The sequence below is a fragment of the Nocardia sp. NPDC051750 genome, assembly GCF_044453135.1.
In the GTDB taxonomy this organism is placed as follows: domain Bacteria; phylum Actinomycetota; class Actinomycetes; order Mycobacteriales; family Mycobacteriaceae; genus Nocardia.
Genome location: NZ_JBITCK010000002.1, coordinates 415,371 through 430,527, shown reverse-complemented (window position 1 = coordinate 430,527; position 15,157 = coordinate 415,371). Strand labels below are relative to the sequence as shown.

13 protein-coding genes are annotated in these 15,157 nt (G+C 69.2%); 5 read left to right on the top strand and 8 right to left on the bottom strand.

Features of this window, described 5'->3' with window-relative positions:
- The first annotated feature begins 294 nt into the window (after window positions 1–294).
- Entirely contained in the window at window positions 295–819 is a 525-nt protein-coding gene (locus ACIA75_RS09185) for a hypothetical protein (protein WP_397101736.1), read from the top strand.
- 72 nt (window positions 820–891) lie between these two features.
- On the opposite strand, the gene ACIA75_RS09180 is transcribed toward ACIA75_RS09185, so the two are convergent.
- Complete coding sequence (locus ACIA75_RS09180; protein ID WP_397101734.1) at window positions 892–1,647, bottom strand: SDR family oxidoreductase; 756 nt, start codon at window positions 1,645–1,647, stop codon at window positions 892–894.
- A 102-nt stretch (window positions 1,648–1,749) separates the two neighbouring features.
- On the opposite strand from ACIA75_RS09180, the gene ACIA75_RS09175 reads away from it, so the two are divergent.
- Complete coding sequence (locus ACIA75_RS09175; RefSeq protein WP_397101732.1) at window positions 1,750–2,628, top strand: helix-turn-helix transcriptional regulator; 879 nt, start codon at window positions 1,750–1,752, stop codon at window positions 2,626–2,628.
- A gap of 16 nt (window positions 2,629–2,644) precedes the next feature.
- Here ACIA75_RS09175 and ACIA75_RS09170 read toward each other — a convergent pair whose 3' ends face one another.
- Entirely contained in the window at window positions 2,645–3,343 is a 699-nt protein-coding gene (locus tag ACIA75_RS09170; protein WP_397101729.1) for a TetR/AcrR family transcriptional regulator, read from the bottom strand.
- A gap of 123 nt (window positions 3,344–3,466) precedes the next feature.
- On the opposite strand from ACIA75_RS09170, the gene ACIA75_RS09165 reads away from it, so the two are divergent.
- Window positions 3,467–4,159 (top strand): O-methyltransferase, encoded by a 693-nt coding sequence (locus tag ACIA75_RS09165; protein WP_397101727.1) that lies wholly within the window; start codon window positions 3,467–3,469, stop codon window positions 4,157–4,159.
- 26 nt (window positions 4,160–4,185) lie between these two features.
- On the opposite strand, the gene ACIA75_RS09160 is transcribed toward ACIA75_RS09165, so the two are convergent.
- Window positions 4,186–4,656, bottom strand: a complete 471-nt coding sequence (locus tag ACIA75_RS09160) for a YdeI/OmpD-associated family protein (protein WP_397101725.1) — start codon at window positions 4,654–4,656, stop codon at window positions 4,186–4,188.
- A gap of 43 nt (window positions 4,657–4,699) precedes the next feature.
- On the opposite strand from ACIA75_RS09160, the gene ligD reads away from it, so the two are divergent.
- Window positions 4,700–5,653, top strand: coding sequence for a non-homologous end-joining DNA ligase (gene ligD, locus ACIA75_RS09155; protein ID WP_397101723.1), 954 nt, complete (start codon window positions 4,700–4,702; stop codon window positions 5,651–5,653).
- Window positions 5,654–5,668: 15 nt separating this feature from the next.
- Here ligD and ACIA75_RS09150 read toward each other — a convergent pair whose 3' ends face one another.
- The 4 genes from ACIA75_RS09150 to ACIA75_RS09135 all read right to left on the bottom strand — a co-directional run bounded on the left by ACIA75_RS09150 (window position 5,669) and on the right by ACIA75_RS09135 (window position 10,465).
- Entirely contained in the window at window positions 5,669–7,798 is a 2,130-nt protein-coding gene (locus ACIA75_RS09150) for a RecQ family ATP-dependent DNA helicase (protein WP_397101721.1), read from the bottom strand.
- A 19-nt stretch (window positions 7,799–7,817) separates the two neighbouring features.
- The gene (locus ACIA75_RS09145; protein ID WP_397101719.1) at window positions 7,818–8,288 is read right to left on the bottom strand and encodes an NUDIX domain-containing protein; all 471 of its coding nucleotides are present in this window, start codon (window positions 8,286–8,288) and stop codon (window positions 7,818–7,820) included.
- Between the two features lie 19 nt (window positions 8,289–8,307).
- On the bottom strand, window positions 8,308–9,087 hold the full coding sequence (locus ACIA75_RS09140; protein WP_397101717.1) for an ABC transporter permease: 780 nt from the start codon (window positions 9,085–9,087) through the stop codon (window positions 8,308–8,310).
- 97 nt (window positions 9,088–9,184) lie between these two features.
- Window positions 9,185–10,465: a glycosyltransferase gene (locus tag ACIA75_RS09135; RefSeq protein ID WP_397101715.1), complete on the bottom strand. Its 1,281-nt coding sequence runs from the start codon at window positions 10,463–10,465 to the stop codon at window positions 9,185–9,187.
- Window positions 10,466–10,491: 26 nt separating this feature from the next.
- Here ACIA75_RS09135 and ACIA75_RS09130 point away from each other — a divergent pair, with 26 nt between their 5' ends.
- Window positions 10,492–13,284: a cytochrome P450 gene (locus ACIA75_RS09130; RefSeq protein WP_397101713.1), complete on the top strand. Its 2,793-nt coding sequence runs from the start codon at window positions 10,492–10,494 to the stop codon at window positions 13,282–13,284.
- A gap of 12 nt (window positions 13,285–13,296) precedes the next feature.
- Here ACIA75_RS09130 and ACIA75_RS09125 read toward each other — a convergent pair whose 3' ends face one another.
- A complete protein-coding gene (locus ACIA75_RS09125) occupies window positions 13,297–15,156 on the bottom strand; it encodes a Na+/H+ antiporter (protein WP_397101711.1) in 1,860 nt (619 codons plus the stop codon).
- Between the last annotated feature and the right edge of the window lies 1 nt (window position 15,157).

The following is a 15,157-nucleotide window of genomic DNA, read 5'->3' as shown; positions in this document are numbered from 1 at the left end:
ACCCACCACGAAGCCGACACGGCCGCCGCCGACCGGGTGCCTCGCCGGCCTCATGATCGTCTTCGCCGAACCGGGTCGTCCAGCCGAACCGGGTCTCCCACTCGCTCGGACGGCCTCGGCGCAGGCAAGGCTCGGGCTCGGGCTCGGGCTCGGGCTCGGGCTCGGGCTCGGATGGAATGGTGGCAGGCCGGTGTTGACTAGTTATCATTCAATGCATACTCTTAGTGATCAGTCGATAACCACAAACTCGTTCATGCTCCGCCCTGACGGACCACTTGCCTCCGAGGAACCGCCATGTTCGGCACCCTGATGCTTTTCGTCGCCCCCACCCTCGTCCTGCGCCTACTCGGCGTTCTCGGCGTTCAGCGCTTCGCCACCTGGCGCGACGCCGCCGCACACGGGCTGGCCTTCCTGTTCACCATGACCGGGCTCGCGCACTTCATGCCCGATTCGGTCACCGTGATGCCCAGCCACAACGACCTGGCGGCGATGGTGCCGTCCGCGATCCCGTTCGCGCACTTCGCCGTCTACGCGACAGGTGTACTGGAACTGGCCGGCGCGGCGGGCCTGATATTCACCGCCGGCCGGCGCTGGGCCGGGATCGGGCTTGCCGCCCTGCTCGTGGTGATGATTCCGGCGAATATCTATGCGGCAGTGGAAGATATCCCGCTCAACGGCGAACCACCGACACCGCTGTGGTTCCGCATTCCGGAACAGATCGTGTATTTCGTTCTCGCGCTATGGGTATCCCGGGCACTTCCCGTGACCCGAGCCGATCACACCCCCGTGGCGCCGCGGACCGCAGTCGCGGGGAACTGACACCGCAGAACCCGACAGGCCCCGCTCCGGCATTGCCGCGGAGCGGGGCCCACTGCGTTCCAGCAGGTCGGCTCAGCCCTGCGGAGTCGGGACCAGGATCAGCTCGGCGACATTCAACCGCGCCGGCACCGACGTGGCAAAGGCGATCGCGTCGGCGATGTCCTCGGGCTCCAGAATCGTGAACCCTGTCCGCCACTCATCCAACTGGGCCCGCTGTTTCTCGTCCTGCATACCCGCTCCGAGTTCAGTGCCCACGAACCCGGGTTCGACGTTCTTCACCCGGACTCCCCGCGGACCGAACTCGGCGCGCAGGTTACGGGTCAGGTGCGCCACCGCGGCCTTGGTAGCGCAGTACACGGCGTACTCGGTGAATACCGCGTGCCCGCCGACAGATCCCACCAGCACCAGATCGGCCCGGCGGCCGTCACTCGCGACTGCCAGGAGATCGTCGATGAACGCCCGCACCGTGTAGAGCAGCCCGGTCACATTGGTGCCGATCATCTGCTCCCACTCGTCGACCTCGGCGGATTCGAACGCCGCACCCAGCATGACGCCCGCGTTCGCCACCACCAGATCGACCGGGCCCAGCGCCGCCCGCACCGTGGCGGCCGCGTCGCGCACCGACTCGCGATCACCCACATCCGCGACCACCGCGACGGCGTCGCCGCCGATTTCGGCGGCCAGTTCTTCGATCCGCTCCTTGCGCCGGCCCAGCAGAGCCACCTTGGCGCCGTCCGCGGCGAGTCGGCGCGCTGTCGCCGCACCGATCCCACTGGACGCTCCGGTCACCACTGCTACCCGGCCGGTCAGATTCTCGTTGTTCGTCATGACCACTACATTCGGCCCCGGCCAGGCGTTCTGCCAGGTCGCGGACTTCCTGGTAGTCGCGGGGCCACCCAGCCGGGTTTGCCCGGACCTACGCTGGACATCATGGATTCGGACAACCGCCTGGGCACGTTCCTGCGGGCCCGCCGTGAACTGGGCCGGCCTGAGGACTTCGGATTGCCCGGCGGCGGCCAGCGGCGGGTCGCCGGGCTGCGCCGGGAGGAGATCGCCCTGCTGGCCGGGGTCAGCGCGGACTACTACATCCGGCTGGAACAGGGTCGCGACAAACACCCCTCCGAGCAGGTCATCGCCGCCCTGGCCCGGGTGTTCGCACTCGACGAGGAAGGGACCGCGCACCTGCGGGAACTGGCCCGGCCCACCCGGGCCCGGCCGCACACACCGCGACGCCCGGAACGGGTGACACCCGGCCTGCTCCGGCTGATGGACGCCTGGGCACACACCCCCGCACTCGTGCTGGGCCGGCATCTGGACGTCCTGGCCGCGAACCCGCTGGCCGTCGCGGTGAACGCCTGCTCGGTACCCGGCGTCAACCAGGTCCGCGCGATCTTCCTGGACCCTCGCACCCGCGAGGTTTTCCCGAACTGGTCCCAGATCGCGGCGGATACCGTGGCGAGCCTGCGGGCGACGGCAGGTACCGATCTCGACGACCCTCGGCTGACCGAACTGGTCGGCGAGCTCTCGCTCAAGAGCGACGAGTTCCGGCAGCTGTGGGCGCGCCACGATGTGCGCGCGAAAACCTCGGGGGTGAAACTGTTCCACCACGAGATGGTCGGCGAGCTGACCCTCTCCTACGAAAGCTTCGCGGTGAGCGGGGCCCCGGGCCAGTTGCTCTTCGTCTACCACGCCGAACCCGGATCACCGTCGGAGCATTCGTTATCGCTGCTCGGCAGCCTGTTCACGGAGCACTCCCCCGGAATCGAATCCCACCCGGCCGAGAATTCCACCACCCGCCACCACGGATAAGCCTTCGCGCAGCTGTTCACAGGTGACGTTCCACAGCGTGGATCACGTCCGCGACCAAGTCGTCGAACAGCGCATCCGCGTCGAACCGGACTTCGGCCCGGGCGCGGCGCAGCAGCGGTAGGTCCAGCTCGGGATGGTGGTCGAGCCAGACTTCCGGCACCGGATACTGCTCGGCTACCGGGGCTCCGGCGTCCGCCCGGTAGTCCACGAAGAGAATGAAGCCGTAGAGCCGCACCATCAGATTGCCGTGCACCAGCAGGGCGTCACCCAGGTCGAGACCGACCGCGGTCAGGAATTCCAGGAAGGCCTCCGGCGCGGTGAGGCGCTGGGCAGGTATCCGCGCGTCACCGATCTGTTCCTCGAGCGACACCAGCAGGGCTCTGGGGTGGCGCCGGCCGATTGCCCGATGCAGGTGGCAGAAGTCGCGCAGACTCGTCCGCCATTCGCCGGGATCCAGATCCGGTCCCGGCCAACCGGACAGCCAGAGCTCCACCGCCCGGTCCACGACCTCCTGCCGGTCCCGCACATGCCGGTAGACGGCGCGAACAGTCACGCCGAGGTGGGCGGCGAGATCCTGCATCGTCACCGCGGCGAACCCGGATCTGCCCGCGAGTTCGAGCATGGCGGCGGCGATCGATTCGGCGTTCAGTGTCGCGCGACCGGCACGGTGTACCGGACTGCGGCGCCGGCGGCCCGGCGGTAGCGATTGGGACACCGATGTACGGTACCGGCAGACCGTTGACGTTCACAACCCGTTGACATCAAGCGACGGTGTTCCCACACTGGTGAGGCCACCGGCCCTCCGTGGAATCAACCGCGCCCGACGAAAGGCAGCCTGATGAACGCCGGCACGCTCCAGAACCCCGCACTCGACAGACTGGTCGCCGATCTACAGACCCGCAGCGCCGAACAGGTCTCCTCGATCACGAGCTACTTTGCCGACCGGGCAGACCGCGGCGATGCCGCGGACCTCACCGAACTCGATACACGCGCCAGTGATTTCCTCGCCGACAAGCTGGTCGCCCTCGAACACGACAAGGCACTCCTGTGCCATCGGCTGTGCCTGGCGATCCGGGCTCGGCGTGTTGTCGAGATCGGCACCTCGTACGGCGTTTCGACCCTGTACCTCGCCCAAGCGGTCCGGATGGTCGTCGAGGCCGAGGGCGGCATCGGAGTGGTCATCGGCACCGAACACGAACCGGCGAAGGCCGCAGCGGCCCGCGAAAACTTCCGCGTCGCGGAACTGGACGCCTACATCGACCTCCGCGAAGGCGACCTTCGCGAGACCTTGCTCGACCTGGACGAACCTGTCGACCTCGCCCTGATAGATATCTGGCCCGCCCTCGCCCGCCCGGCACTCGAGCTGCTCACACCCAGAATGCGCGGGGGTGGCGTGCTCCTCATCGACAACACCGAGAACAGGCCGGAAATCTACCGGGACGCTTTCGAATACATCGATGACCCGGCCAACGGACTGCTCACTCAGACCCTGCCGTTCCGCGGTGGCCTGGAGATGATCGTCAAACTGTGACGGACCCGGCGGGAACGCGGCCGGGCTCAGGCGGACAGTTCGGTGACGACCTTCTCGATTCTGCGGACCCTGGTCTCGGGGCGCTTGGCGGATTCGACCGCGATGACGTGCGCGCGGCGTCTGCTGTAGGAGAGCGCCTCGAACGCGTCTCGGGCGCGCTGATCGGCGGCCAGCGCGGCCGCCATATCGTCGGGGACGGTGACCGTCCGTTCCGCGGTATCGAGTTCGATACCGACCGAGACGGTCTCGCCGGCCGAGACGCCGGCCGACGATCTGTTCTCGGCGTTCAACGGGATCATGTACTCCCCGCCGTAGACGGCGACGGTGCTGCGATACGTGTGGCCGCCGATGCTGACCAGCACCTTGGGTTTCTTCCCGCTGTCCAGCGCGTCGACCACCCGGGCGGGCACCCGGAAACCGGTGGCGGTCTTACCGCCGAGTTCGATCACAGTGTCGAAGGTGAGCATCGGTTCCTCGCGCTTCGGCCGACTCGTCACGTATCGGCCAGCTTAATCGGACGGCGGCGATTAGGGTCGGAGCATGGGCAGCGGCACGGCAGTGGAGCTGACGGTGGGCGACCGCGAGGTGCGGATTTCCAACCCCGACCGGGTGTACTTCCCGGAAACCGGCGCCACCAAGCTGGATCTGGTGCAGTACTACCTGAGCGTGGGTGACGGGATCGTCAACGCGCTCCGCGACCGGCCGTGCATGCTGCATCGGTTCCCGAAGGGGCTGGCGGGCGACAAGGTTCATCAGAAACGGTTACCGGCCGGCGCGCCGGAATGGGTCCCCACGGTGCGGGTCTACTTCCCGCGATACAACCGGCATGCCGACGAGTTGTGCGTACAGGAACTCGCCGATGTGGTGTGGGCGGTGCAGATGTCCACGGTCGAATTCCATCCGTGGAACTCCCGCCGGGCCGATACCGAGAGCCCGGACGAATGGCGCATCGACCTGGACCCGATGCCGGACTGCCCGTGGTCGCGGGTGCAGCGCGTGGCCGGGGTGGTGCACGAGGTGCTGGACGAGATCGGCGCGGTGGGCTGGCCGAAAACCTCCGGCGGCGCCGGGCTGCACATCTACGTCCGGATCGCTCCCGAGCACGGATTCCAGCAGGTGCGCCGGGCGGCGCTGGCCTTCGCAAAGGAGGTCGAACGCCGCGTCCCCGACGAGGTGACCACCACCTGGTGGCGCCGCGACCGCGACCCGGAACTGCTGTTCATCGACTACAACCAGAACGCCCGTGACCACACCATCGCCGCCGCCTATTCGGTCCGCGGGGTCCCGGCAGCCACCGTATCCACCCCGGTCACCTGGGCCGAAATCCCCGACATCCACCCCCGCGATTTCACCATCACCACCGTCCCCGACCGCTACCGCCGCCTCGGCGACCTGCACGCGGGCATCGACGACGCCGTCTTCGACCTCACCCAGCTGATCGACTGGGCCGACCGCGACGAAGTCGACCTCGATGAGGACAGCGACGAGAGCTAGATTCCCCGAGCCATATCAGGTCGGGGTGGCGAGGGCGAAGGGCAGGACCGCGGGGGCGCCGGCGCGGCGCAGGGTCCAGGCGGCGACCGTGAACGTCCAGCCGGAGTCGGTGAGCGTGTCGACCAGGAGGATCGGGCCGTCGGCGGCGGTCAGGTCGGGGACCTCCCAGGAGTCGTACAGCGCGGCGACCCGGTGCGCGGAATTCACGGCCGACACCGGCGGGAGGTCGGGACGTGTGCGCAGGACGCCCAGGTTACGGAGGCGGCCGATGGCGGCCAGTCGTTCGGCCAGGGAGACGGTGAGGGTGGGGCGGTCCGGGGATTCCAGGGCGAGCACCGCGGTGGGACGGACGGCCCAATCCCATTCCCGGAGAACAGGAATGCAGGCTTCGACCACTTCCTCCGGGACCGGGCCGTCGGGTCCGTCGAGGACGGGGCGCAGCCGGCGGCCCCAGCCGAGGGAGTTGAGGCGGCCCAGGACCCGGCCCGTTTCGGCGCCGGCGGTGATCTTTCCGGACAGCGAGATGCCGAGTTTGGCCATACCGGTCGGCCACTGTTTGCGAGGTGCCAGATCGACACCGGGCCGGTCGAGCCGGGCTCGGGTGGCGGCTACCGCTTCGGTGTCGACGGTGGTGTCGCGGTGCTCTCCGGTGCAGTTGTCACAACGGCCGCAGGCGCCGGTACCCGGCGGCGCGGCGGCGAGGGACGGATCGTCGAGCTGGTGGCGCAGGAATTCCATCCGGCAGGCAGTGGTGCTCTGGTAGTCGAGCATCGCCTGCTGTTCGGCGGTGCGGGCCGCGTCGAGGCGTTCGTAGCGGTCGGCGTCGTAGGTCCAGGGTTGCCCGGTCGACAGCCAGCCACCGCGCACCCGGCGGACGGCACCGTCGACATCCAGCACTTTCAGGACCATATCCAGGCGGGAGCGGTTCAGCTCGACCAGCGGTTCGAGCGCCGCGGTGGATTGCGGGCGTTCGTGGTCGAGCGCTTCGAGGACGGAACGCACCACGTGTTCGCGCGGGAAGGCGACGGAGGCGAAGTAGCTCCAGATCCGGGTGTCCTCGGGGCCCGGCAGCAGGACGACCTCGGCGCGTTCGGTGGCGCGGCCCGCGCGGCCGACCTGCTGGTAGTAGGAGATCGGCGACGACGGCGCGCCCACATGGACCACGAAACCGAGATCGGGTTTGTCGAATCCCATCCCCAGCGCGGAGGTGGCAATGAGGGCTTTGACCTCGTTGTCCAGGAGCGCGGCTTCGAGCGCTTCGCGTTCGGCGGGATCGGTCTGGCCGGTGTAGGCGGCCACCCGGTGGCCGTGCGAGGTGAGCACATCGGCGAGGTCGTGGGCGCCGGCGACGGTGAGGGTGTAGACGATGCCGGAACCGGGCAGCTCGTCCAGGTGACCGCTGAGCCAGGTGGTGCGCTCCACCGCGTCGTCGAACCGGACCACGGACAGGTGCAGGGATTCGCGGTCCAGGCTGCCGCGCAGGACCAGGGTGTCGGTGCCGATCTGGCCGGCCACATCGGTGACCACGCGGTCGTTCGCGGTGGCGGTGGTGGCCAGCACCGGCACATCGCTGCCCAGGTCGGCGATCAGGGTCCGGATCCGCCGGTAATCGGGCCGGAAATCGTGACCCCAGTCGGAGACACAGTGCGCTTCGTCGATGACCACCAGGCCGGCATCGGCGGCCAGGCGGGGCAGTACCTGATCGCGGAAATCGGGATTGTTCAGGCGCTCGGGACTCACCAGCAGCACATCCACCGACCCGGCCGCCACCTGCTCGTGAATCTCGTCCCATTCGGTCACATTGCCGGAGTTGATGGTGGCCGCCACCACCCCCGCACGCCGGGCAGCCGCGACCTGGTTGCGCATCAGCGCCAGGAGCGGCGACACGATCACCGTCGGGCCGCGCCCCTGCGCGCGGAGCAGCTTCGCGGCGATGAAGTACACGGCCGATTTACCCCAGCCGGTGCGCTGCACCACCAGGGCCCGGCGTTTGTCCACCACCAGCGCCTCGATCGCGACCCACTGGTCGTCGCGCAGCCGCGCGGCCGGACCGGCCAGTTCGCGCAGCAGCGCCTCTGCCCGCTGTCGTAGTTCGCCGGCGACTTCGCCGGCCTCGCCCTTGGTGCTGCCCGGTGCGGTCGTCATACGGCCATACTGCCGGAGCTCACCGACAACGCCACTGCTCCGGGCCGTTGTCATCTACCGCGTCCGCCAGCCGGCCGAGCCATACATCCTGGTGATCAGCCAGCCGTATCGCGAGCGGAAGCCGCTCGAAACGACAGGCGAAGCGCATTCCTTCGTCCTCGTCGCCGCCCGTCACACGATGCGTCCAGGAATCCGGAGTGGCCGGAGCAGCCCGAAGGTGGAAGAACGTGGTACGGCGCGATTGCCGCGTGCCGGGATGCGGCCGGTGGTCCGTCGCCAGGCATCCCGCCACGACGGTATCGAGCAGGCCCGTCTCCTCCGCTACCTCGCGCAGGACCGCGGTCTCCAGCTCCTCACCGGGCCGCACGCCCCCGGCGGGTATCTGCGTTCCCGCTTCCGGCATATCGATGTGGTCGAAAACCAGCAGATCGATATCCGCACCACGGCAGCGAGTCACATAGGCGGCGACACGTATTCTCGGCTGCTCCACCGAGGCATTGTGCCGGGTGTCAGCGGCGGGCGAACAGTACGGCCGACGCGACATAGCCGACGGCGGCGAGCCCGGCACACCACAGCACGGCGAGGCCCGCGGTGTGCTGGGGAGTACCGGTGAGCAGGCCGCGGATCGCGGTGAGGACCGGGGTCGCGGGCTGGTGGTCGGCGAAACCGCGTAACCAGGACGGCATGGTTTCGGTGCGTACGAAGGCGCTGCTGATGTAGGGGATGAACATGATGGCGTAGGTGAACCCGCCCGCGGCCTCGGGCATACGGGCCAGCAACCCCATGGACACTGCGATCCAGGTGATCGCGAGCACGAACAGCGCGATGATTCCCGCCGCGGCCAGCGCGGCGCCGATACCGGCGTGTGGCCGGAAACCGAGCAGTACGGCCACCGCGACGAGTACGCCGATGACTGCGAGATTGCGCACCACGCCCTCGACCGCATGCCCGGTGAGCAGCGCCTGCCGGTGGATGGGCAGGGTGCGGAATCGGTCGACCGCCCCGGACCGGATATCGGTGGCGACCCCGGTCGCGGTGATGGAGGCACCGAAACCGGTGCACAGCAGCATGATTCCGGGAACCACATAGTCGATGTAGCGCATGCCGACCTCGATCGCGCCACCGAAAACGTAGACGAAGAGCAACATCAACAGGATCGGCAGCAGCAGCGAAATCAGCAGTGTGTCCCGGCCGCGCACGCTCCGGCGCAGGGCCCGGCGGAACATCACCGCCCAATCGGAGAGGGCTCCGGGCACCACAGGGTATCGGGTTGTACCGGCGTGACTCATCTGCCGCCACCGGACAGGGCCCCGCGCGTCCGGCACGGGGCGACCACGGCGACCGACGGGATCCGTCCCGCAGTTCGCCGCGCCGGGCGCACCCCGCTCACCGGCCTGCGGCCTCGACGATATCGGCCGTGCGGGTGGTCGCATCGGACCTGGCTCGTAGTGATTCGGCCAGTAGCGCGGTGCGGGCGGCGATCGACGGATCCAGCAGAGTGCGTACCGCGGCGGTCAGGCGGTCGGCCTCGAGTTTCGCGAAGGGCAGATGTACGCCGACCCCCAGGCGTTCCACCTGCCCGCCCCACATCGGCTGGTCGAACGAGACCGAGCAGACCAGGGTCGGCAGGCCCGCTCGCAGGCTCTCGAACGTGGTGCCGATTCCGCCGTGGTGTACCGCGGCGGCGCAGTACGGGAAGATCAGATCGTGGGCTACCGGGCCTACCACCCGCACGTGCGGGCCGGCCTCGGCGTTCGCCGCGTCCAGGTCGCTCCAGCCCGCACTGACCAGTGCCCGGCGGCCGAGCCGCCGGCTCACCTCCGCCACCATGGCCAGTACCCGGTGGGTATCGCGGATCGGCATACTGCCGAACCCGTAGTAGACCGGCGGTTCGCCCTCAGCAGCCCAGGTGAGCAGATCGCTGTGGTCGTCGGCGAGTTCACCCACGGCTTCCCGGGCCGCCCGCGGCAGGGCCAGGAAGCCGACCAGTGGCCGACGGGCACCCCAATCGTCGGCGAGCCCGGGAACCAGTGCCGGATCGTAGATCTGCACCTCCGGGACGTTCCGGGCGGCGAGCATCGCCGCCGGACTCCGCGTGGTCCGCGGCAACCCCAGCTCCCGGCGCAACTGGTTGAGGTACCGCATGAACACCAACCGCCGCAGATTCTCCGCGACGGCCCAGGTGGCCCGGTTCACCGGCGCCGGCGGACGCCAGCTCGGCGGTAGTGCGCCCGGGAACGGGTAGGCGCCGGTTTTGCGGCCGGGGAAACCGTGCATGGTGACCATCGGCGTACCCGAGGCCTCCGATACCGAGGCGGCCCGGTCCTCGGTGAGCAGCGTCGAGACGATCACGTCCGCGCCCGCGCACACCGCGATCACTTCGCCGTTCATCTGCTGCGCGTATTCGGCCATCTGCTTGCCCACCAGCTGCATCAATCGCAGACTGCTCCCCGCCGCGAGCGCTTTCTGCCCCTCGTCGGAGGAGTACAACTGCTGGACGTCGGGCCCGCAGGGCTGTGCGGCCAGGCCGGTGGCCGCGGCGAAATCGACGAGGTTGGGGGGCGCGCCGACCATCACCTCGTGGCCGCGGGCGCGCAGTTCCAGCCCGAGCGCGAGGGCGGGTTGCACATCACCCCGGGTTCCCGTCAACGGAATCGCAACTTTCATCAAAGCTCCCTGACTACCGTGGCGACATGCATATCGCGCTGTTCACCGATTTCCACCCCGGGACCGTCGGTGGTATCCAGACTTCGGTCACTGCCCAGTGCCGAGGCCTGCAGCGCAGCGGGCACCGCGTGACCGTATTCGCCGCTCCCGGCCCGGAATCTACCGGGCCGGACCCGGACCTCGTGGTTCTTTCGGGTGTGCCGGGTCTCTCGGTGAACGGTTTCGCGACGGTCCTGCCGACCCGGGCGAACAACCGGCTGATCGATACGGTGTTCGCCGCGCGGGGTCCGATCGACCTCGTGCACGTGCACACCACGTACGGGGTGGCGGTCGCCGGGGTGAAAGCGGCTCGGCGCCATGGTATTCCACTGGTCCAGACGCTCCACAGCCGCGACGACGTCTTCATCGAGAACACCTCACCCGCGCCGTACCCGGCGGCACTGGCCCTGCGCGTGCTGCACGGCAGGTTCGTCCCGCACCGAGGACGGATGCCGGTGAACCCGGAATCCCGCGCCGCTCGGCACGCCTGGTGGACGATGACGGCCCAGGCGCAGGCGGCCGACGCGGTGATCGTGGTTTCGGAACATTTCGCCCGGCGGTTACGGTCACACGGATACACCGGCCCACTTCACGTAGTGTCCAACGGAATCGACGACAACCTCCTCGACGACCTCGGGCCGAGGGACGACCGCGCCACCGCACCCGCCACGGTCACATCCGGCGAACCCGGCTCCGACGCCGCCGCACCCGACACGGCCACCTCCGGCACGCCCGCACCCGCCATGACCGCATCCGACAGCCCGGTCCGGCCTGCGGGAACCGGCGCCGACAAGCACGGGCCGGGAACCGGCGCCGACGGCGACGGTGTGAGAGGCGGTACCGGGCAGGAGACTGAGGACTCGGCGGACTCCGCGGATTCGGCGCACCGGCTGCGCGTGTTGTGGTGTGCGCGGCTGTCCGCGGAGAAACGTCCGCTGGCCGCTGTCGAGGCAGTACTCCAGGTTCCGGACTGCCGCCTGGACGTCTACGGCGACGGTGATCAGCTCGCGCCTGCCCGCGCCCTGGTCGCGGCCCGGGGCGCGACCGGCAGAGTGCGTTTCCACGGTGCGCGGCCGAATGCTGAATGCCTGCGCGCCATGCGCGAGCACGACGTGTTGTTGTTCCCCTCACGAGGTTTCGACACTCAAGGGATGGCTTTACTGGAAGCGGTGGCCACGGGGCTGCCGGTGGTGTACTGCGACCCGGACCTGAGCGAGTCGGTCCCCGCGGGAGGCGGGATATGCACGCCGGATCCGGGACCGGGCGCCCTCGCCGCGGCACTACGCGAGCTCGCGGCAAAACCGGACTGTCTCGTGTCCATGCGAGAAAGGCTTGCTGCCGAACAGGATTCGGTCCGCCAATCGAAGCTCACCGCGCGTATCACGGAAATCTACGGCGGCCTGATCACCGATAACCCCTGCCGCCGGATGCCCCGCACCCTCGCCGAGGTCCCCACCGCTCCCGGTCGCCTGCCGCTGCTCGGCCACAGCGCGGCCGTGCTCGGCGACAGTCTCGGTTTCGTACGTTCGCTCGCCGCGGCGGGCCCGGTCGTGCGCGTCTATCTCGGCCCCCGGCCGGCCTATGTGCTCACCACCCCGGATCTGGTCCGCCAGGTCGGGTTCGGTACGGCCGGTGAATTCCAGCGCGAGGATCTGCGCGTGGCCGTGCACGAGGTGATCCGCGGCGCGTCCAATGTGCTGACCGGCACCCCGCACGAGTTGCGCCGCCGGATGATCGCCCCGGCCTTGCGGCAACGCCGGCTGCACGACTACGCGACGGTGGCGGCGGATCTGGCCACCGCGTGGGCGGCGGCGCTCCCTGCCGGCCGTCCGGTGAATCTTCTGGACGAGGCGCACCGGCTGGTTCTCGACACCCTCTCCTCCACCCTGTTCACGGCCGATTTCGGGGCGGCCGCCAAAGACGAAGTGCGCCGGAATGTTCCGTGGCTGCTGGGCCAGGTGGTCCAGCGTGCCGCGCTGCCCGCGCCCGTACGCCGGTTGCGCGTGGTGGCGAACCGCCGTTTCGCCACCAAAGCCGCCGCGCTGCGCGCCGAGATCGGTGCCGTGGTCACCGCCTATCGCGCCGCCGACCACGATTTCCACGACGTTCTGTCCGCCCTGGTCCGGCACCGCGACCCCGAGACGGGTACGACACTGAGCGACGAGGAGATCATCGACGAACTGATCCTCATGCTCGCCGCGGGTGTCGGTTCCACCGCCTCGATCCTGGCCTGGGTCTGGTACGAAATCCTGCGCGATCCGCAGATCGCGGGCACGGTGCGCACGGAACTCCGCACGGTGGCCGGCACCGGCCCGGTCCGGCCCGATCATCTCTACGCCCTGCCCTACCTCCGGCAGGTGATCCTGGAAACGCTGCGGTACTGGGGACCCTGGGTGAGTATCCAGAATGCCTCCGGCCCGGTCACTTTCGACGGCCTGACCCTGCCCGGCGACGCCACGGTGGTCTACAGCCCCTATCTGATCCACCACGACCCGCGCTACTACCCCGACCCGGGCACGTTCGACCCCGATCGCTGGTCGCCCGCGCGCACAGCTCAGATCGACAAGAAGGCGATCCTCCCGTTCGGCGTCGGCACCCGGCATTGTCCGGGCAATAATTTCGCCGTCATGACCATCACCCTCGCCACCGCCGCCCTGTTCACCTGCTGGACTCCGGTCCTCCGCCCCGCTGCTCGGGTGCGGCCGTCCAACGGTGACTTCGTCCCCGCCCCGTCCCGGCTACCGGTGACGCTGACTCCCCGCAACAGCTCGTGGAAGTGATATCGCCGTCGTTCATCCGAGCAGTTCGTCGGCATAGCACCAGCGCCATGCCTCACCGGGTTCGACGCTGCGGATAACCGGATGGCCGGTGGCGGCGAAGTGACCGGCGGCGTGGTTTCCCGGCGAGGAATCGCAACAGCCGATATTCCCGCAGTCCAGGCACATGCGCAGATGCACCCAGGTCATGCCGAGGGCCTCACATTCCGCGCAGACGTCCGGTCCGGCCGATTCGCAGATCAGGGGTGCCGCGCGCAGATGCGCGCAGCCGGCCGCCGTGTCGCCGGGGCCGACCAGGGGTTCGATCTGCTGTTCGTCCTCGGTTTCGTCGAATCGGTCGATCATCGATTCCTCGAGGTCGAGCCGGGCCAGCACATGCTGCAGGATCTCGTAGTCGGCCCCGCCGGAATCACGGACCTGCAGGACTGTTTCCCGTTCGGCGCGCAGCATCTCCAGGCGCAGGCGGCGGTATTCGGCGGTCGGCGTGGTCTGTTCGGCTTCGGGCCGGCCCAGCCGCTCCCAGGCGGCGTTGGTCCGCCACGCCACCCGGTCGCGCAGTGAGCGCACCACTTCGGGCGGTGTGTCGGGGCCGACCGCGGCGTCGAGTGCGGCGAGTCCCGCCGTGGACGCCTGGCTGAGCAGTGTCGCTTTCTGCAACGCGTCCTCGGCGCGGCTCGGCCCCCGCAGCCGCAGCCGCCGCACCAGCCACGGCAGCGATGTCCCCTGCAGTAGCAGCGTGCCCGCGACGACCACCAGAGCCAGCAGTTTGAGCACCGGCAGCTGCGGGGTATCGGCCGGTAGCAGCAGCACTGCCGCCAGGGTCACCACCCCGCGCATACCCGCCCACGACACCACCGTCGGGTGGGTGAACGGCACTTCCGGCCGGCCGGCCGCACGCTGGAGCAGTGCCCACGCAAAAATCCACACCGGCCGTGACAGCATCACCGCCAGCAGAACCGCGAGAGCCGTGACGATCAGGGTGCCGTGGTCGAGTCCGCTCTCCCACGCGCCCTCGACGATCCCGCGCACCTGCAGTCCGATGATCAGGAAGACGGCACTCTCCAGGAGGAACTGCGCAGTGCGCCAGTTGATGCGCTCGGCGGTCCGGGAGGCCGCGCTCTGCCAGATCTGCGCATTGTGACCGAGGATCATCCCGCAGGTCACCACGGCGATCACCCCGGAGGCGTGGATCTCCTCGGCGGGCAGGTAGGCGAGGAAGGGCGCGAGGAACGACAGCGAGGTATCGAGCACCGGGTCGGTGATCCGCCGCCGCAGCACCGCGAGCAGGTAGGCGACCGCGATACCGACCACCGCGCCGCCGCCCGCGGCGAGCAGGAAGTCCCCGCCCGCCTGCCACAGCGATACCGCTCCGGCCGAGGCGGCGATCGCGGTCCGCAGCGCCACCAGCGCGGTCGCGTCGTTGAACAGCGATTCGTCCTCCAGGATGGTGACGATCCGCCGCGGCATCCCGATCCGCCGCGCCACCGCCGTGGCGGCCACCGCGTCCGGCGGCGCGACCACCGCCCCCAGCGCCACCGCCACCGCGAACGGCACCGGTAGCAGCCACCACACCACAGCGGCCACCGTGAATGTGCTGAACAGCACCAAGCCCACCGACAGCACCGCAATGGTGCCGATATTGGCCCGGAAATCCACCAGCGAGGTCCGGATCGCCGCGGTGTACAGCAGCGGCGGCAGCAGCCCGAGCAGCACGATCTCCGGTTCCAGATGCACCGCGGGCACGACCGGCAGATACGAGGCCGCGACCCCGGCCAGGGTCAGCGCCAGCGGTTCGGATACGCCGAACCGCCGGGCCAGCGCCGCCACCACCGCGGCCGACGCCACCAGGACCACCAAGCCGATCGCAATGTGCACT